This window comes from Serratia sp. CY44782, assembly GCF_052168715.1.
In the GTDB taxonomy this organism is placed as follows: domain Bacteria; phylum Pseudomonadota; class Gammaproteobacteria; order Enterobacterales; family Enterobacteriaceae; genus Serratia; species Serratia nevei.
Window position 1 is genome coordinate 229,182 of sequence record NZ_JBJNME010000010.1, and the last position, 18,346, is coordinate 247,527.

Consider the following 18,346-nt stretch of genomic DNA (forward strand, 5'->3'; position numbering starts at 1 on the left):
GCCATGCTGGCGTTACGTCAGGTACACCATATCGCGATCATTGGCGCGGACTACGCGGCCAGTAAGCATTTTTACTGCGATATTCTCGGATTTACCCTGCTGAGCGAAGTCTACCGCGAGGAGCGCGGCTCCTGGAAAGCCGATCTGGCGCTCAACGGGCAATACACTATCGAGCTGTTTTCTTTCCCTTCGCCGCCGGGCCGCGTCAGCCGCCCGGAGGCCTGCGGCCTGCGCCATCTGGCGTTCAGCGTTGACGACATCGACCAGGCCATCGCCCATCTGCAGGCGGCCGGCGTCGCCTGCGAACCGGTACGCGTCGACCCTTACACCCAATCCCGTTTTACCTTTTTCAGCGATCCCGATGGTTTACCGTTAGAATTATACGAGAGTTAACGGCTTAATCGCCTCCCGGCGGCCACAGCCGGGGACGGTTATGCTATGATCGCGCCCTTGCCCTACATGCCTACAGAGTTATTTCCGCCATGCAAGAGCCTGCTTTTCGCGTCGGGGAGTGGCTGGTTACCCCTGCCGACAACACCATCAGCCGCGACGGACGCCAAAAAACGCTGGAACCGCGCCTGATCGACATGCTGTGCTATTTCGCGCGGCATCCCGACGTGGTGCTGAGCCGCGACGAGCTGATCGACAACGTCTGGAAGCGCAATATCGTCACCAACCACGTGGTGACCCAATGTATTTCAGAGCTGCGCAAATACCTGAAAGACGGCGACAGCGACAGCCCGGAATACATTATCACCGTACCCAAGCGCGGGTATAAGCTGGCGACGTCGGTGATCTGGTGTGAAGAAGGGGAGACGCAACCCGCTCCCGCACAGGCGCCGCAGATCGCGGTGATCATGCATGAACCGGAAGACGGCAGTGATGACGACGACGAGACGCCGTACGTACCGCCGCGCCGGGCAAGCGCACCGCCTGCCGCGCCCGGCGAAAAGAAGCCGCGTTTTTATCGTCGCTCGACCTTCTGGGTGTGGCTGGCGTTTCTGGCGGCGCTCAGCGTCTGCGTGGCGTTTGTCGGCATCGCCACGCTGTCGCAGCGCGTGCCGGTATCCACCATGCCGGTGTTGCTCAACCCGCGCGATATCGATATTCGCATCCAGGGCGGCGAGAGCTGCAGCAACTGGATGCCGCAGCTCTCTTATGTGGTGGGCGTCAGCGAGCTGATCACCGATTCGCTGAACACCTACTCGACCTTCCTGGTACACGACCAGACCAACTACAACTATTCCGGCCCCAGCAACTCGGGCAAGTCGCTGTATATCGAGTTCGTCAATCAGCGCCACTACCGCGCCCAGCAGTGTTTCCTGTCCGTGCGGCTGGTGGATAACGCCGACAGCTCAGTCATGCTGGACAAGCGTTACTTTATTACCGCCGATAACCAGCTGAAGATCCAGACCGACTTCCTCTCCAGCCTGTCCGCTGCGCTGAAGCAGCCTTGGCCGCCACAGCTGGAGCAGCGCCTGGCGCAGCTGCTGCCCGACAACGGGCCGTTGCTGCAGCGTTTCTACCAGGCGCACCAGTTGCTGATCCACGGCGACGCCGATTCGTTGACCCGTGCCAGCGCCCAGCTGAGCGAGCTGATTAAAAGCGCGCCGAACTTCCATTACCTGCTGGCCGAAAAGGCGCTGGTGGATCTGCTGCGTAATTCTTATCAACCGTTCGACAGCCAGGCCCTGGCGCAATTGCGCGCCGATATCAGCCATCTGGCGACGATCCCCGAATTGAAAAACACGCCAATCATGCAGCAAGTTCTGGCGGTAGATGCATTGACGCAGGGGCGCATTGACGAGGCGCACCGGGCTATTGATCTGGGGATTGAATTGCAAATGTCGTGGCTGAATTATGTGCTGCTGAGCAAGGTGTATGAAATGCAGGGGCAGAACCATTTGGCGGCAGATTCTTATATTACCGCATTCAATCTTCGCCCCGGCGAAGACACATTGCATTGGATCACCAATGGCGTATTCCAGACGTCATTGACCAACGTGGTGCCTTATTTAAATAACTATCAGCGCCAATAATTAACCGATATCACGCCGCCATTATTCTCCGGGAATCATGGCGGCGTTATTTATTGGTGAAGGCATGTTGCATGAATGTATTATTTTGCTGCGCGATATTATTTCTTTTTTGCCGTTTGTTATGCACTATTAACCTTCTCATGCTTTTGTTTTTAAATGATGTTTATCTTTTCTTTAGCTTGCCTTTTTATCTTGATGTGTTAATGAAAAACCTCAGGTTATCATTTGTATGATCATGAGCGTAATCTCACTTTATCTTTAGGACTTTATTCCCTCCGATGGTTAGCATCCTGACTATCAAGCCGGCTCATTAAAATCTTTTATTTATGGGTGTGGCTTATAAGAAACGTAAATCAGGAGAAACTGACCATGGCTTCACCCAAGAAAATAGGGCTTATTGCCTGCACCGGCGTCGTCGCCGGTAATATGATGGGGAGCGGGATTGCCTTATTGCCCGCCAACTTGGCGAGTCTCGGATCTATCGCCATCTGGGGATGGGTGATCTCGATTATCGGGGCGATGTCGCTGGCCTATGTGTATGCCCGCCTCGCCACCAAAAACCCGCAGCAGGGCGGCCCTATCGCCTACGCGGGTGAAATTTCCCCGGCCTTCGGTTTCCAGACCGGCGTGCTTTATTACCATGCCAACTGGATCGGTAATCTGGCCATCGGCATTACCGCCGTTTCTTATCTCTCCACCTTCTTCCCGGCGCTGAACAACCCGGTACCTGCCGGCATCGCCTGTATCGCCATCGTGTGGGTCTTCACCTTCGTGAACATGCTGGGCGGAACCTGGGTCAGCCGTTTGACCACCCTGGGCCTGGTGCTGGTGCTGATCCCGGTGATCGTGACTGCCACCGTCGGCTGGCACTGGTTTGACGTCGCCACCTATCAGGCTAACTGGAATACCTCCGGCACCACCGACAGCCATGCGGTCATCAAAAGTATCCTGCTGTGCCTGTGGGCGTTTATCGGCGTGGAATCCGCAGCGGTCAGCACCGGCATGGTGAAAAACCCGAAACGCACCGTGCCGCTGGCAACCATGCTCGGCACCGGCCTGGCTGGCATTATCTACATCGCTGCCACCCAGGTGATCAGCGGTATGTTCCCGGCGTCTGAAATGGCCGCCAGCGGCGCGCCGTTCGCCATCAGCGCCTCGGCGATCATGGGCAACTGGGCCGCACCGATGGTTTCCGCCTTCACCGCCTTCGCCTGCCTGACGTCACTGGGTTCGTGGATGATGCTGGTTGGCCAGGCCGGGGTACGTGCCGCCAACGACGGCAACTTCCCGAAAGTGTACGGCGAGCTGGATAAAAACGGCATTCCGAAGAAAGGCCTGCTGCTGGCCGGTTGCAAAATGACCGCGCTGATGGTGCTGATCACCCTGATGAGCTCCGCCGGCGGCAAAGCCTCCGACCTGTTCGGCGAACTGACCGGCATCGCGGTGCTGCTGACCATGCTGCCTTACTTCTACTCCTGCGTAGACCTGATCCGCTTCGAAGGGGTCAACGTGCGTAACCTGTTGAGCCTGATCGCTTCGGTGTGCGGCTGCGGCTTCTGCTTCATCGCTCTGATGGGCGCCAACTCATTCGAACTGTCCGGCACCTTTATCATCAGCCTGATTATCCTGATGTTCTACGCCCGGAAAATGAATACCCGCCAGGCTGCCAACGCAGCGGCGGTCGATGAAAACACCACGGCCAAAGCGCACTGATTCGCGTCCGCTGACCGACTGAATTTACCCAGCCCCTTTCTTTCCGACCTGTCAGCCGCGACGGGAAGGGGCTTGCTTTGCCAGGAGAAATGCATATGAACGTTATCGCCATCATGAATCACATGGGTGTCTACTTCAAAGAAGAGCCTATCCGTGAACTGCATCAGGCGCTGGAAAGTCTGGATTTCCGCATCGTTTACCCTAACGATCGCGAAGACCTGCTGAAACTGATCGAGAACAACGCCCGTCTATGCGGGGTGATCTTCGACTGGGACAAATACAACCTGGAGCTGTGCGAAGAGATCAGCCAGCTGAACGAGTACATGCCGCTGTATGCGTTCGCCAACACCTATTCGACGCTGGACGTCAGCCTGAACGATCTGCGCATGCAGGTGCGCTTCTTCGAATATGCGCTCGGGGCGGCAACCGACATCGCCGCCAAGATCAAACAGAACACCGACGAGTATATCGACACCATCCTGCCGCCGTTGACCAAGGCGCTGTTCAAATACGTGCGCGAAGGCAAATACACCTTCTGTACGCCGGGCCACATGGGCGGTACCGCGTTCCAGAAAAGTCCGGTGGGCAGTATCTTCTACGATTTCTTTGGCCCGAACACCATGAAGTCGGATATCTCGATTTCGGTGTCCGAACTGGGATCGTTGCTGGATCACTCCGGCCCGCACAAAGAAGCGGAAGAGTATATTTCCCGCGTGTTCAACGCCGAACGCAGCTATATGGTCACCAACGGCACCTCCACTGCCAACAAGATCGTCGGCATGTACTCGGCGCCGGCGGGCAGCACGGTGCTGATTGACCGTAACTGCCACAAGTCGTTGACTCACCTGATGATGATGAGTGACATCACGCCGATCTACTTCCGCCCGACTCGCAACGCCTACGGCATCCTCGGCGGCATTCCGCAGAGCGAGTTCCAGCGCGCCACCATCGCCAAACGCGTGAAGGACACCCCGAACGCCACCTGGCCGGTACACGCGGTGATCACCAACTCCACCTATGACGGCCTGCTGTACAACACCGACTTTATCAAGAACACCCTGGACGTGAAGTCTATCCACTTCGATTCCGCCTGGGTGCCTTACACCAACTTCCACCCGATCTATAAAGGCAAGTGCGGCATGAGCGGCGGCCGCGTGGAGGGCAAGGTAATCTATGAGACCCAGTCCACCCACAAACTGTTGGCGGCCTTCTCGCAGGCTTCGATGATTCACGTGAAGGGTGACATCAACGAAGAAACCTTCAACGAAGCCTACATGATGCACACCACCACCTCGCCGCACTACGGCATTGTGGCGTCGACCGAAACCGCCGCGGCGATGATGAAAGGCAACGCCGGCAAGCGCCTGATCAATGGCTCTATCGAGCGCGCGATCAAGTTCCGCAAAGAGATCAAACGCCTGAAAGTCGAATCCGACGGCTGGTTCTTCGACGTCTGGCAGCCGGAGCATATCGATGAGCCGGAATGTTGGCCGCTGCGCTCCGACAGCGCCTGGCACGGCTTCAAGAACATCGATAACGAACACATGTATCTCGACCCGATCAAGGTCACCATTCTGACGCCGGGGATGAGCAAGGAAGGCGAGATGCAGCCGTTCGGTATCCCGGCCAGCATCGTGGCGAAATACCTCGACGAACGCGGCATCATCGTCGAGAAAACCGGGCCGTACAACCTGCTGTTCCTGTTCAGCATCGGCATCGACAAAACCAAGGCGCTCAGCCTGCTGCGCGCGATGACCGACTTCAAACGCTCGTTCGATCTGAACCTGCGGGTGAAAAACATGCTGCCTTCGCTGTATCAGGAAGCGCCTGATTTCTATGAAAACATGCGCATTCAGGATCTGGCGCAGAACATTCACCGCCTGGTGGAGCAACACAACCTGCCGGACCTGATGTATCGCGCGTTCGAAGTGCTGCCAACCATGGTGATGAACCCGTACCAGGCGTTCCAGAAAGAGCTGCACGGCGAAGTGGAAGAAGTCTATCTGGAAGAGATGGTTGGCAAGGTCAACGCCAATATGATCCTCCCATACCCACCGGGCGTGCCGCTGGTGATGCCGGGCGAAATGCTGACCGAGGAGAGCCGGCCGGTGCTGGAGTTCCTGCAGATGCTGTGCGAAATCGGCGCGCATTATCCGGGCTTTGAAACCGACATTCACGGCGCCTATCGTCAGGCCGACGGACGTTATCGGGTGAAAGTGCTGAAGGCGAAATAACCGCAGCCAATAACAGGGGAGGCGCTCGCGCTTCCCTTTTGTCGTTCACCGACTGATGGGAGACCTCCATGAAAACACCCTCACAGCCGCGCGCAATCTACTATGTCGTAGCCATACAAATTTGGGAATATTTCAGCTTTTACGGCATGCGTGCGTTACTGATTCTCTATCTGACCCACCAACTCGGCTATACCGACAGCCACGCCATCGATCTCTACAGCGCTTACGCTTCGTTAGTTTACGTCACTCCTATTTTGGGCGGCTGGCTCGCCGACCGCCTGCTGGGCAATCGCGTCGCGGTGATTGCCGGCGCGGCGCTGATGACGCTGGGGCATATCGTGCTCGGCCTGAGTGCGGTCTCCGCCCAGTCGCTCTATCTGGCGCTGGCCATCATCATCTGCGGCTATGGCCTGTTCAAATCCAATATCAGCTGCCTGCTGGGCGAGCTATATCCGGCGCAGGACTCGCGCCGCGAAGGGGGCTTCTCGCTGCTGTACGCCGCCGGCAACGTCGGTTCCATTTTGGCGCCGATCGCCTGCGGGTTGGCGGCCGAGCGCTATGGCTGGCACGTCGGCTTTGCGTTGGCCGGGATTGGCATGTTCGCCGGCCTGGCGATCTTCCTGCTCGGCGGGCGCCACTTCCGCCATACCCGCGGCGTGAATGCACCGCTGATGCGCGCCAAAAGCCTGGGTTTGCCGCACTGGGGTTGGCTGTTGGCGGCGCTGCTGGCATCACCGCTATTCTTCACGCTGCTGTTTGTGCACGACTGGGCCGGCTATTTGCTCGGGCTGGTATGCGTGGCGGCGGTGGTGCTGGTGGCGCGCATTATGCTGCGTGCGGACGCCGGCCAGCGCCGGGGGCTGTGGCAGATCGTTGCGCTGATGCTGCTGGGCACGTTGTTCTGGGCTTTCGCCCAGCAGGGCGGCAGCTCCATCAGCCTGTTTATCGATCACTTCGTCGATCGGCGCTGGTTCGGCTGGACGGTGCCGACCGCGCTGTTCCAGTCGGTTAACGCCTGCGCGGTGATGCTGGGCGGCGTGGCGCTGGCATGGCTGGCGAGCGGCGACGGTACGGGCGATCGCACGCTGCGCATCTGGTGCAAGTTCGCCTTCGGTCTGCTGTTGATCGGCGTCGGCTTTACGCTGATGGCGCTCAATACGCGGTTGCATGGGCCGGGATCGATGGGGCTGATGATCGCCGGCCTGGCGGTGATGGGCTTCGCCGAACTGTTTATCGATCCGGTGGCGATGGCGCAGATCACCCGGCTGAATATCCCCGGCGCCACCGGCGTGCTGACCGGTATCTATATGCTGGCGACCGGCTCGATCGCCAACTACCTGGCGGGCATTATCGCCAATCAGACCGCCGAGGATCACATCGAGGGTGCGGCGATGCAGGCGTATGGCCGCATTTTCGCTCAGATCGGCTGGGGAGCGGCCGGATGCGCGCTGGTGGTGATCGCGGTGCTGGGCGGCTGGTGGTTGTTGGCGCGGCGCCAGGCCCGGACGGTTAATGCTTGATTGATGACGGTAGGCGGGGTTAACGTGCAGCTATGTAGAAGTGACAAAGCCTACCGATGAATACTGATCAATTAACGACGCGGGTGGCAGACCAGTTGGGCGCGCAGCAGCGGCTGCTGGTGGCGTTCAGCGGCGGCCTGGATTCCAGCGTACTGCTGCATGTGCTGGCGGCCTTGCGCCGCCAGCGTCCGGCGCTGCAGCTGCGTGCGCTGCACGTGCATCACGGCCTGAGCGCCTTTGCCGACCGCTGGGTTGAGCATTGCCGCAGCCGCTGTGCCGACTGGCAGATCCCGCTGACGGTGACGCACGTGCAGGTGGACGCCCGTCAGGGCGGTATCGAAGCGGCGGCGCGTGCAGCGCGCTATGCCGCCTTCAGCGCCGCGCTGACGGAGGGGGAAGCGCTGCTCACCGCTCAACACCTCGACGATCAAAGTGAAACCTTCCTGTTGGCGCTCAAGCGCGGCAGCGGACCGGCGGGGCTGTCGGCGATGGCGGCGCGCGCGGCGTTGGGGGAGCACCTGCTGCTGCGGCCGCTGTTGGGCTGTTCGCGTCAGACGCTGGAAAGCTACGCGCAACGCCACGCCTTAACCTGGATCGATGACGACAGCAATCAGGACACGCGCTTCGATCGAAATTTCCTGCGCTTGCAGGTGCTGCCGCAGCTTAACCAACGCTGGCCGCACTTCGCCTCGGCGGTGGCGCGCAGCGCCGGCCTGTGCGCCGAGCAGGAGCAACTGCTGGACGAACTGCTGGCGGAACCGCTGCAAAACCTGTTGGCGGCGGATCGCTCATTGGCGATTGACGGCCTGACGGACTGTTCGCCGGTGCGGCGCTTCGCCTTGCTGCGGCGCTGGATCGCATTGTTTAACGTCACTATGCCGGCGCGTGAGCAGCTTCAGCGCCTGTGGGAAGAGGTGGCGCTCAGCCGGGAGGATGCCGAACCGCAGCTGCAGCTCGGCGCCTATCAGATTCGCCGTTTCCGCGGCCGGTTGCACCTGTTGCCGCCGCTGGCGGCGCTGCGCGATGTGCATCTGCCCTGGCAGCCTGACCAGCCGCTGACGTTGCCGGACGGGCTGGGGCAGTTGATTCCCGGTGAGGGCGAGCTGATGCTGCGCGCACCGCAGCCATCGCAACAGGTCAGCGTTCGGTTCGGCGGCGTGCAGGGTGCGGTGCGCATCGTGGGGCGCGCCCATTCGCGGCCGATAAAAAAACTGTGGCAGGAGCTGGGTATTCCGCCCTGGCAGCGTGAACGCATCCCGTTGATTTATTATGATGAGCAGCTTATCGCCGCGCTGGGCGTATTCGTCTGTGAAGCGGGGCAGGTGCCGGAAGGCGAACGCCCGTGGCGGCTGCGCTGGGAAAAAAATCATAATAGCGAGGAGCAATGATGAAGTTTGTGGGGATCACGCTGTTGGCCACCGGCCTGTTCAGCCTGCCGGCGTTGGCGGCGGGGGATGCGGCCGCCGGCCAGGCGAAAGCCGCCGCCTGCGCGGCGTGCCACGGCGCGCAGGGCAAGGTGACGGTGCCGATGTACCCGAATCTGGCCGGGCAGAACGCCATGTACCTGCAGCACGCGCTGCAGGCGTATAAGAAAGGGGAGCGCAACGGCGGCCAGGCCGAGGTGATGAAGGCCTATGTGTCGGGGCTGTCGGATGACGATATCGCCGATCTGGCGGCCTTTTACGCCAGCCTGAAGCCTTAAATGACGAGGGCAGCCGTTGGGCTGCCCTGTTGGGATGGGGTTACCGCTGCTCAGTCCGACAGACTGACGACCACGGTACCGATTTCCGGATGACTGAAACTGCTGATATGGTCAAGGCGCAGGTCGCGCTGTTGGCCGTTCTGTTCGATGGTCAGATACTCAACGCGTTTCTTTTGCAGCAGGTCGATCGCCTTGGCCTCGATCACTTCTCCGTCGCGTAACTCCAGCTTCAGAATAAGTTTATGCTGACAGGCGAGTTCCAGGTTGTCGTAGTCATCGCAATTGATGGGTTGGTACTCATCATTCATCAACATAGTCGCTCACCAATAAGTTAGCGGCGGCAAAGGCCGCCTGTTCCCTAACGGAGGACGGTAGCGCGTCGTTCGCTGCGACATCGTCCAATGCCTTTAACGCACAAGCCAGCGCATCAGGCACGTAGCCAAGATCTCCACTGCCAATCTCGGCGTAAGTACGGCGTACTAACTCACAGTATTGTTGCACAGTTTCCTCCCTTAAGAACCTCTGCATCATCAAGACTACTATCGCGATGAGGCGCAGGCTCTCGGAGTTTTATCCTATCCTAGACGACTATAGCACAGCTGTTATGGAGTTATCAGCACCCTGGCACGCCTTTCGCACTGCCGCGGCCTGGCCGCGCTGGCGGGGTTTGGCCCTGATCAAGTACACTGTCGCCGGATAATAACGAGGTCACCCATGGCGCTGAAAGCAACCATTTATAAAGCCGCGGTCAATATTGCTGATATGGATCGTCACTTCTACCACGACGCCACGCTGACGCTGGCGCAACACCCGTCCGAAAACGAGCAGCGCATGATGCTGCGCTTGCTGGCCTGGATCTGCCATGCGGACGAACGGCTGGTATTCACCAAAGGGCTGAGCGCCGACGACGAGCCGGAGATCTGGCAGCGCAACGACCACAATGGGCTGGAAATGTGGATCGAGATGGGATTGCCCGACGAGAAGCGCATTCGCAAGGCCTGCAACCAATCGCCGCGCGTGGTGCTGTACGCTTACGGCGAGCGCGCCGCGCACGTATGGTGGCAGGGAATGCAGGGCAAGGTGGCCGGCCACAAGAACCTGAGCGTGCGTTTCCTCGACGACGAACAGCTGGCGCGCCTGACGGCATTGGCCAGTCGCACCATGACGCTGCAGGCGACGTTGCAAGAGGGAACTATTTGGCTGTCCGATGCTCAGAATAGTCTGGAAATCCAGTTTGCCGAGTGGCAGCAGGCACAGGTGTGACCGGTGCTTGAACTGTCAAGAAACGTAGCCATACCGGATAATGAGCTGGAATTGACGGCGATCCGCGCGCAGGGCGCGGGCGGCCAGCACGTGAACAAAACCTCAACGGCGATCCATTTGCGCTTTGACATCCGGGCATCCAGCCTGCCAGAGTATTATAAGGAACGGCTGCTGGCGCTGAATCATCATCTTATTACCGCTGATGGCGTGGTGATTATCAAGGCGCAAGAGTATCGCAGCCAGGAATTGAATCGCGAAGCGGCGTTGGCCAGGCTGGCCGCGCTGATTCGGCAGGCGATGGTGGTGGAAAAAACGCGCAAGGCGACCAAGCCCACGAAAGGGGCCAAACTGCGTCGCTTGGAAGGCAAGGCGCGTAAAGGCGCCACCAAGGCGCTGCGTGGCAAGGTTCGCACTTAGGAATACATGAACACAGTAGGAGAATAACTGTGAAAAAAATTACGGTAGCCCTGTTCCTCGCGGCAGGCGCACTCTCGTTGTTGGGATGCAACAATCATTATCAACCGAAGGAACAGCCGCTGCAGCCGATGCCGCAGAGCTATCAAGGGGTGTTGCCTTGCGCCGATTGCGGCGGTCTGGATACGGCGCTGTTCCTGGATGAGGACGGTACCTTCGTGCTGCAGGAAACCTATCGCGGCACCAAAGACGGCGATCAGACCTTTGCCGATTACGGTAAATGGGCGCGCACCGCGGATAAACTGGTGCTGACCGACAGCAACGGCGAAAAACGCTACTTCCGCCCGGTGGGCAAGAGCCTGGAAATGCTGGATCGCAGCGGCGTGCCGATCGAGTCCAAGCTGAATTACCGCCTGGATCCGGTTGAGAAGCCGCTGCCTAAAACGCCGATGACGTTGAAAGGCAGCTACACCTATATGGCGGACGCGGCAGTCTTCAAGGACTGCGCGACCGGCAAAACCTTCCCGGTGGACAACAACATCGCGCTGGAGCAAGGTTACGCCAAAGCATACAAGACCGCCGGTGAGCCGGTATTCCTGACGTTCAGCGCGCACTTCAGCGTGCAGCCGTCGATGGAGGAAGGTCTGACCGAAAAGGCGCTGGTGCCGGACGGTAAAATCGCGTTTGACCGCAGCAAGAACTGCAGCAGCAAATAAGCGATTTCGGATATAAAAAAACCCGCCTGAGCGGGTTTTTTATTTTCTGACGTTCGTCGCTTAGCGTTTGATCTGGCCCAGCAGGAAATCAACGATTTCGCCGGTTTTGATCATTTGCTTCTCGCCGACGCGGCGGTTCTTGTACTCGATCTCTTCGTTGTCGAGGTTGCGGTCGCCGATAACGATAGAGTGCGGCACGCCGATCAGCTCCATGTCCGCGAACATCACGCCCGGACGCTCTTTGCGGTCATCGAGGATCACGTCGATGCCGTGGGAGCGCAGGGTGTTGTACAGCTCTTCGGCCAGCGCCTGCACGCGGAACGACTTGTGCATGTTCATCGGCAGGATCGCTACCTGGAACGGCGCGATGGCGTCCGGCCAGATGATGCCGCGTTCGTCATGGTTCTGCTCGATGGCGGCGGCCACGACGCGCGTGACCCCGATGCCGTAGCAACCCATGGTCAGCACCTGGTTACGGCCGTCTTCGCCCTGCACGGTCGCTTTCATCGCTTCCGAGTACTTGGTGCCGAGCTGGAAGATATGGCCCACTTCGATGCCGCGTTTGATCAGCAGCGTGCCCTGACCGTCCGGGCTGGCGTCGCCTTCCACCACGTTACGGATATCGGCCACCTGTGGCAGCGGCAAATCGCGCTCCCAGTTGATGCCGAAGTAGTGTTTGCCGTCAACGTTGGCACCGGCGCTAAAGTCGCTCATCGCCGCTACGCTGCGGTCAGCAACCACCGGCATCGGCAGGTTGACCGGGCCGAGTGAACCCGGGCCGGCGCCGACGATGGCGCGAATTTCTTCTTCGGTGGCGAAGGTCAGCGGCGCGGCAACCTGCGCCAGCTTCTCGGCCTTGATTTCGTTCAGCTCGTGATCGCCGCGCACCAGCAGGGCAACCAGCTTGTGGCCGCTCTCTTCGGTGGCGCGCACCATCAGCGTCTTCACGGTTTTTTCCACCGGCAGCTGGAACTGCTCGACCAGCTCAACAATGGTTTTGGCGTTTGGCGTATCCACCAGTCGCAATTCTTCGCCGGCCGCCGCGCGTGGAGCCGCCGGCGCGACCGCTTCCGCCAGCTCGATGTTGGCGGCGAAGTCGGAACCGGTGGAGAACACGATATCGTCTTCACCGCTGTCTGCCAGCACCTGGAATTCGTGCGAGGCGCTGCCGCCGATCGAGCCTGTATCGGCCTGCACCGGGCGGAAATCCAGGCCCATGCGGCTGAAGATTTTGCTGTACGCTTCGTACATCGCGTCGTAAGTCTCCTGCAGAGACTCCTGTGAGGTATGGAAGGAGTAGGCATCCTTCATCAGGAACTCACGGGAACGCATCACGCCGAAACGCGGGCGCACTTCATCGCGGAACTTGGTCTGGATCTGGAAGAAGTTCAGCGGCAGCTGTTTGTACGAGCTGATCTCGTTGCGGATCAGATCGGTGATCACTTCTTCGTGCGTCGGGCCCAGCACGAACGGACGGTCGCCGCGGTCGACAAAGCGCAGCAGCTCGGGGCCGTATTGCTCCCAACGGCCGCTTTCCTGCCACAGGTCGGCAGGCTGAACCACCGGCATAGACACTTCGATCGCATTAGCATTGTTCATTTCTTCGCGAACGATGTTTTCAACCTTTTTCAGAACGCGCAGGCCGGTCGGCAGCCAGGTGTAAAGACCGGAGGCCAGCTTGCGGATCATCCCGGCGCGCAGCATCAGCTGGTGGCTGATCACTTCGGCGTCGGCAGGTGTCTCCTTCAGAGTGGAGAGCAGATATTGGCTAGTACGCATGGTGTTTTGGTTCCGTTAGAACTGCAAATTGCATCGGGCTGCCAGAGTGGCGGCCAAAAGTGACAAAAGTGGTTTAGTTTACCAGCGCGAGCGGGCCGCCAAAAGAGAGGCGGCGGAATTTTAACGCGGGTCGAGCGCCAACACTTCGGTATGGCCGTCCACGACGCGCCAGCGCACGTTGAAATCCAGCAGCCAGACGGCGTAATCCCGTTCGACGTCCTCTCCTTTACGATAGGCGGGACGGGGGTCTTGCGCCAGCACCTGGCTGATAAAACGCCTTAATTGCGGGTAACGCGCCTGATGTTGCTGCAGCTGCTGTTCGGCCTGCGGCGCGAAGCGCACCGGCATGTCGCCGGCGGGCGCGGCCTGGGCAAAACCGGCGCGGGCCTGCGGCTGGCTCTCGGCGAACGGCAGATAAGGCTTGATGTCCACCACCGGGGTGCCGTCGACCAGATCGAGGCTGCCCAGCTCCAGCACCACGTCGCCGTTTTTTACCCGCACGCCTTTCAGTTCAATCAGGGACATGCCGAGCGGGTTGGGGCGGAAGGTGGAGCGGGTGGCGAACACGCCCATGCGGGCATTGCCGCCTAAGCGCGGCGGGCGCACCGTCGGCCGCCAGCCGCCTTCCAGGGTTTGATGAAAAATGAACATCACCCACAGATGGCTGAAATCGCTGAGGCCGCGTACCGCCTCCGCCTGGTTGTAGGGCGGCAGCAGCAGCAGTTCGCCGCCACCGTCTTCGACCAGCCCCGGCTGGCGGGGAACGGCGAATTTTTCTTTATACGGCGAGCGGATCACGCCGATCTGCTCGAAAACGAATTCGGTCATTTGGACGAGACGTTAAGTGCCGAGCCCTGGCAGACGGCCTGCTGGTAACAACCGGCGACGCCGCTGACAATCTGGCAGTCGTGCAGCAGCACGGCGTTGGCCTTCATGTAAGACGCGCGGATTTGCATGCGCTTACGGGCGGTGGCCAGATTCGGTGGGGAGTCTTGTACGGTGGTTTGGCACGATTCGCCGGACACTTCACCCAGATCGCGGAACGGTTTGCCCACGAGCTCTTCTGCACTTTTGTACAGTTTTACCGGAGCAGGGCGGGCGGGCGGCGTGGTCTTGGCCGGGCTGCTGGTGGTCGGCTTGCTGGTGCTGTTTGTTGAGGACGGCGCGATACGTTGCGATGAACATCCGGCCAGCGCGAGCGCTAACAAACAGAGAGGTAAAACACGCATTGAGATTCCTCTGCCTTAATGAAAGTGGCGCTATTGAAGCAATCTATGGCGGAAATAACAAGACGGGCCTTGGCCCGTCTTGCAATTATAGGAATAAAATTGGCGAATAAGCGCTTACCAGCCTTTCACCGCACCGCCGTTGAAGATTTTGTTGGCGGCGGCGTCAACTTCGTCAGACTGGTAGGCCTGCACGAATTTCTTCACGTTTTCCGCATCTTTGTTATCTTCGCGCGCAACCAGCAGGTTGACGTAAGGCGAGTCTTTATCTTCCACGAACAGACCGTCTTTCGCCGGCGTCAGACCGATCTGGCTGGCGTAGGTGGTGTTGATCACCGCCAGTGCGATCTGCTGATCGTCCAGGGAACGCGGCAACTGAGGCGCTTCCAGCTCAACCAATTTCAGGTTTTTCGGGTTCTCGGTCACATCCAGTACGGTCGGCAGCAGGCCAACGCCGTCTTTCAGCTTGATCAGACCGACTTTCTGCAGCAGCAGCAACGAACGGCCCAGGTTGGTCGGATCGTTAGGCAGTGCGATCTGAGAACCGTCTTTCAGCTCGTCCAGCGATTTGATTTTCTTGGAGTAGCCGGCGATCGGGTAAACAAAGGTATTGCCGACCGGCACCAGCTTGTAGCCGCGATCTTTGATTTGCTGATCCAGGTATGGCTTGTGCTGGAAGGCGTTCAGATCGATATCGCCTTTGCTCAGCGCTTCGTTAGGCAATACGTAGTCGTTGAAGGTGACCAGCTCAACGTCCAGACCGTATTTCTCTTTCGCCACTTTCTGAGCGACTTCAGCTACTTGCTGCTCAGCGCCGACGATCACGCCGACCTTGATGTGGTTTGGATTTTTTTCATCCTGGCCGCAGCCCGCCAGAGCCAGAGTACCGATCAGTGCGCCAATTGCCGCGATGGATTTAAATTTTAACGACATATCCCTTCCTCATTAGACTCGCATTAACATGCTGTGAAACTATTTATGGGTAACGGCTTTGACGATGCGATCGCCGCAGAACTGGATCAGATAAACCAAAACTACCAGTAATACTAATACGGTATTCATCACCGTGGCGTTATAACCGATATAACCGTATTGGTAACCGATTTGGCCCAGACCGCCGGCGCCGACCGCGCCGCCCATGGCGGAGTAGCCCACCAGGGTGATCAGCGTGATGGTTGCGGCGTTGACCAGGCCCGGCAGGGCTTCCGGCAGCAACACTTTCTTGATGATCTGCATCGGCGTGGCGCCCATGGCGCGCGCCGCTTCCACCAGACCGGACGGGATCTCCAGCAGGGCGTTTTCCACCATGCGCGCGATGAACGGTGCGGCGCCCACGGTCAACGGCACGATGGCCGCCTGCAGACCGATAGAGGTGCCGACGATCATGCGGGTAAACGGAATCATCCAAACCAGCAGGATAATGAACGGGATGGAACGGAAGATGTTCACCAGCCCGGACAGGATTTTATACAGCGAGTTGTTGGCGATGATCTGCCCCGGGCGGGTGACATACAGCAGCACGCCGACCGGCAGGCCGAGCACGAAACCGAAGAAGCCGGAGACAAAGGTCATCATGACGGTTTCCCACACGCCACGCGCCATCAACCACATCATTGCCTCAGACATAACCCAGAACCTCTACTTTTACCTGATTTTCTTGCAGGAACTTAATCGTCGCCAGCGCGTCTTCGTCACTGCCGTGCAGCTCCGCCAGCATCACGCCGAATTTCACGCCGCCGGCATAATCCATCTGGGCGCTGATAATGTTGTTGTTCACGTTGAAGCGGCGAGCGGCTTCAGACAGCAGCGGCGCATCGACCGACTGGCCGGTGAATTCCAGGCGCAGCAGCGGCTGGCGGTCGCCCTGACGTTCCGGCGACAGGCGCGCGGCGTAGTCGTCCGGGATATCCAGATGCAGCGTGGACTGAATGAACTGCTGGGCCAGCGGGGTTTTCGGGTGTGAGAACACTTCGCTGACGCTGTCTTTTTCGATCAGTTGCCCCTGGCTGATGACTGCGACCTGGTCGCAGATGCGTTTCACCACATCCATTTCGTGGGTGATGAGCAGAATGGTCAGGCCCAGACGGCGGTTGATGTCTTTCAGCAGTTCCAGGATGGAACGGGTGGTGGCCGGATCCAACGCGCTGGTGGCTTCGTCGCACAGCAGCACTTTGGGATTGCTGGCCAGCGCACGGGCGATCGCCACGCGCTGTTTCTGGCCGCCGGACAGGTTGGCCGGATAGGCGTCGTGTTTGTCCGCCAGGCCGACCAGCTCCAGCAGTTCGGTCACGCGCTTTTTGATCTCGGCGCGCGGCGTATTGTCCAGCTCCAGCGGCAGCGCCACATTGCCGAACACCGTGCGGGAAGAGAGCAGGTTGAAGTGCTGGAAGATCATGCCGATTTGGCGACGGGCGCGCGTCAGTTCGCTTTCAGACAGCGAAGTCAGATCCTGACCATCGACCAGGACCTGGCCGGACGTTGGGCGCTCCAGCATGTTGGCGCAGCGGATCAGCGTGCTTTTGCCGGCACCGGAAGACCCGATAACGCCATAGATTTGCCCGGCAGGGACGTGAAGGGTCACGTCAGAGAGCGCGGTAATAGTGCGCGAACCCTGCTGGAACACTTTAGTGATGTTAGAAAGTTTAATCATATTCTTCTTATTTTAGCGTGGTTGCCCGTGGCTAGATAAAAGTAAACCTCGGCGTGGAACCAAGGTATGGATCAGATGTTAAGGCGTCTAGACGTCTAAGTCAACGGCCAACGACGTTCTCCGGCGTTCTCAGTACGGGGTAAAACATGCGATACTGTCAGCGTATACAGGCCCTCAGGAGCAAAGCGGTGACACAAAGCGTTCCAGCAATTTTTCTCGATCGTGACGGTACGATTAACGTTGACCATGGCTATGTCCATGAAATCGACAACTTCCACTTTATTGACGGCGTGATTGACGCCTGTCGCGAACTCAAAAAGATGGGCTTCGCGTTGGTGATGGTGACCAACCAGTCCGGCATTGCGCGCGGCAAGTTCAGCGAAGACCAATTTATGTACCTGACCGAGTGGATGGATTGGTCGCTGGCCGATCGCGACGTCGACTTCGACGGCATCTATTTCTGCCCGCATCATCCGGAGGCAGTAGTAGAAGAGTATCGTCAGGTGTGTGACTGCCGTAAACCGCAGCCGGGCATGCTGCTGCAAGCGCAGCAGGAATTGAACATCGATATGGCCGCTTCTTATATGGTGGGCGATAAACCGGAAGATATGCAGGCGGCGATCGCGGCCGGCGTTGGTACCAAGGTATTGGTGCGCACCGGCAAGCCGGTGACCGAGCAGGGCGAACAGCTGGCCGATTGGGTGCTAAATAGCCTGGCGGACCTGCCGGCAGCCATCAAAAAGCGGGTTTAATAGGCGTTACGAATGAATAGTGAGCGGTCAGATAAAAAATGCATATTATCGCTTGTCATTCTGAACCGGCTCCCTATAATGCGCCTCCATCGACACGGAACATGTGAACAACTTCACAGAGTATCCGGGGGTCGCAGAGAAAAAATCCTGAAAATTAGGGTTGACTCTGAAAGAGGAAAGCGTAATATACGCCACCTCGAGTTAGCAAGCGAAAGCGCCTAACTCACTGCTCTTTAACAATTTATCAGGCAATCTGTGTGGGCACTCCACAAGACGATATCCAGCATCTTCGGATGCAAAAAAATATCAAGTCTTGAAGAGTGACTAACTGAAGTAAA

19 protein-coding genes are annotated in these 18,346 nt (G+C 58.7%); 11 read left to right on the plus strand and 8 right to left on the minus strand.

Going from position 1 to position 18,346, the window contains the following annotated elements; translation table 11 throughout:
• Positions 1-3 precede the first annotated feature (3 nt).
• The 7 genes from ACJ8HT_RS19965 (at position 4) to ACJ8HT_RS19995 (ending at position 9,208) form a co-directional block, all read left to right on the plus strand.
• Complete coding sequence (locus ACJ8HT_RS19965) at positions 4-393, plus strand: VOC family protein (protein ID WP_197653187.1); 390 nt, start codon at positions 4-6, stop codon at positions 391-393.
• An 89-nt stretch (positions 394-482) separates the two neighbouring features.
• Positions 483-2,039 carry a lysine decarboxylation/transport transcriptional activator CadC gene (cadC, locus tag ACJ8HT_RS19970; RefSeq protein ID WP_197653186.1) on the plus strand — a complete coding sequence of 519 codons (1,557 nt, stop codon included), beginning with the start codon at positions 483-485 and terminating at the stop codon, positions 2,037-2,039.
• Between the two features lie 369 nt (positions 2,040-2,408).
• Positions 2,409-3,752, plus strand: a complete 1,344-nt coding sequence (gene cadB / locus ACJ8HT_RS19975) for a cadaverine/lysine antiporter (RefSeq protein ID WP_060423084.1) — start codon at positions 2,409-2,411, stop codon at positions 3,750-3,752.
• Positions 3,753-3,847: 95 nt separating this feature from the next.
• A complete protein-coding gene (gene cadA, locus ACJ8HT_RS19980; protein WP_194572711.1) occupies positions 3,848-5,986 on the plus strand; it encodes a lysine decarboxylase CadA in 2,139 nt (712 codons plus the stop codon).
• A 68-nt stretch (positions 5,987-6,054) separates the two neighbouring features.
• Positions 6,055-7,506, plus strand: a complete 1,452-nt coding sequence (gene dtpD, locus ACJ8HT_RS19985) for a dipeptide permease DtpD (protein WP_197653185.1) — start codon at positions 6,055-6,057, stop codon at positions 7,504-7,506.
• A 56-nt stretch (positions 7,507-7,562) separates the two neighbouring features.
• Positions 7,563-8,894: a tRNA lysidine(34) synthetase TilS gene (gene tilS, locus ACJ8HT_RS19990; RefSeq protein WP_194572713.1), complete on the plus strand. Its 1,332-nt coding sequence runs from the start codon at positions 7,563-7,565 to the stop codon at positions 8,892-8,894.
• Positions 8,894-9,208 carry a c-type cytochrome gene (locus ACJ8HT_RS19995; RefSeq protein ID WP_033649818.1) on the plus strand — a complete coding sequence of 105 codons (315 nt, stop codon included), beginning with the start codon at positions 8,894-8,896 and terminating at the stop codon, positions 9,206-9,208. The genes tilS and ACJ8HT_RS19995 overlap by 1 nt, the downstream gene beginning before the upstream one ends.
• A gap of 50 nt (positions 9,209-9,258) precedes the next feature.
• Here the strand turns inward: ACJ8HT_RS19995 and rof are convergent, their stop codons facing one another.
• Both rof and ACJ8HT_RS20005 read right to left on the minus strand, forming a co-directional pair.
• Complete coding sequence (gene rof / locus ACJ8HT_RS20000; protein WP_004931991.1) at positions 9,259-9,522, minus strand: Rho-binding antiterminator; 264 nt, start codon at positions 9,520-9,522, stop codon at positions 9,259-9,261.
• Positions 9,509-9,709 (minus strand): YaeP family protein, encoded by a 201-nt coding sequence (locus ACJ8HT_RS20005; RefSeq protein WP_004931993.1) that lies wholly within the window; start codon positions 9,707-9,709, stop codon positions 9,509-9,511. Before ACJ8HT_RS20005 ends, rof begins: the two co-directional genes overlap by 14 nt.
• 213 nt (positions 9,710-9,922) lie before the next feature.
• Here ACJ8HT_RS20005 and ACJ8HT_RS20010 point away from each other — a divergent pair, with 213 nt between their 5' ends.
• From ACJ8HT_RS20010 to nlpE, 3 genes are read left to right on the plus strand one after another with little or no spacing between them, the layout of a single operon-like run.
• A complete protein-coding gene (locus tag ACJ8HT_RS20010; RefSeq protein ID WP_033649819.1) occupies positions 9,923-10,471 on the plus strand; it encodes a YaeQ family protein in 549 nt (182 codons plus the stop codon).
• 3 nt (positions 10,472-10,474) lie between these two features.
• Positions 10,475-10,888 (plus strand): alternative ribosome rescue aminoacyl-tRNA hydrolase ArfB, encoded by a 414-nt coding sequence (gene arfB, locus ACJ8HT_RS20015; RefSeq protein WP_028127523.1) that lies wholly within the window; start codon positions 10,475-10,477, stop codon positions 10,886-10,888.
• A 29-nt stretch (positions 10,889-10,917) separates the two neighbouring features.
• Positions 10,918-11,601, plus strand: a complete 684-nt coding sequence (nlpE, locus tag ACJ8HT_RS20020; protein ID WP_033649820.1) for an envelope stress response activation lipoprotein NlpE — start codon at positions 10,918-10,920, stop codon at positions 11,599-11,601.
• Between the two features lie 60 nt (positions 11,602-11,661).
• Here the strand turns inward: nlpE and proS are convergent, their stop codons facing one another.
• From proS to metN, 6 genes are all read right to left on the minus strand, one after another.
• Positions 11,662-13,380 (minus strand): proline--tRNA ligase, encoded by a 1,719-nt coding sequence (gene proS, locus ACJ8HT_RS20025; protein ID WP_197653184.1) that lies wholly within the window; start codon positions 13,378-13,380, stop codon positions 11,662-11,664.
• A gap of 120 nt (positions 13,381-13,500) precedes the next feature.
• A complete protein-coding gene (tsaA, locus tag ACJ8HT_RS20030; RefSeq protein WP_033649822.1) occupies positions 13,501-14,208 on the minus strand; it encodes a tRNA (N6-threonylcarbamoyladenosine(37)-N6)-methyltransferase TrmO in 708 nt (235 codons plus the stop codon).
• Positions 14,205-14,609, minus strand: coding sequence for an Rcs stress response system protein RcsF (gene rcsF, locus ACJ8HT_RS20035; protein WP_197653183.1), 405 nt, complete (start codon positions 14,607-14,609; stop codon positions 14,205-14,207). The genes tsaA and rcsF overlap by 4 nt, the downstream gene beginning before the upstream one ends.
• 114 nt (positions 14,610-14,723) lie before the next feature.
• Positions 14,724-15,539, minus strand: a complete 816-nt coding sequence (locus ACJ8HT_RS20040; protein ID WP_049198243.1) for a MetQ/NlpA family lipoprotein — start codon at positions 15,537-15,539, stop codon at positions 14,724-14,726.
• 39 nt (positions 15,540-15,578) lie between these two features.
• Positions 15,579-16,232: a methionine ABC transporter permease MetI gene (locus ACJ8HT_RS20045; RefSeq protein ID WP_004932010.1), complete on the minus strand. Its 654-nt coding sequence runs from the start codon at positions 16,230-16,232 to the stop codon at positions 15,579-15,581.
• A complete protein-coding gene (metN, locus tag ACJ8HT_RS20050) occupies positions 16,225-17,256 on the minus strand; it encodes a methionine ABC transporter ATP-binding protein MetN (RefSeq protein WP_004932012.1) in 1,032 nt (343 codons plus the stop codon). Before metN ends, ACJ8HT_RS20045 begins: the two co-directional genes overlap by 8 nt.
• A 188-nt stretch (positions 17,257-17,444) precedes the next feature.
• Between metN and gmhB the strand changes: the two genes are divergently transcribed.
• Positions 17,445-18,008: a D-glycero-beta-D-manno-heptose 1,7-bisphosphate 7-phosphatase gene (gmhB, locus tag ACJ8HT_RS20055; RefSeq protein ID WP_070913927.1), complete on the plus strand. Its 564-nt coding sequence runs from the start codon at positions 17,445-17,447 to the stop codon at positions 18,006-18,008.
• The last annotated feature ends 338 nt before the right edge of the window (positions 18,009-18,346 follow it).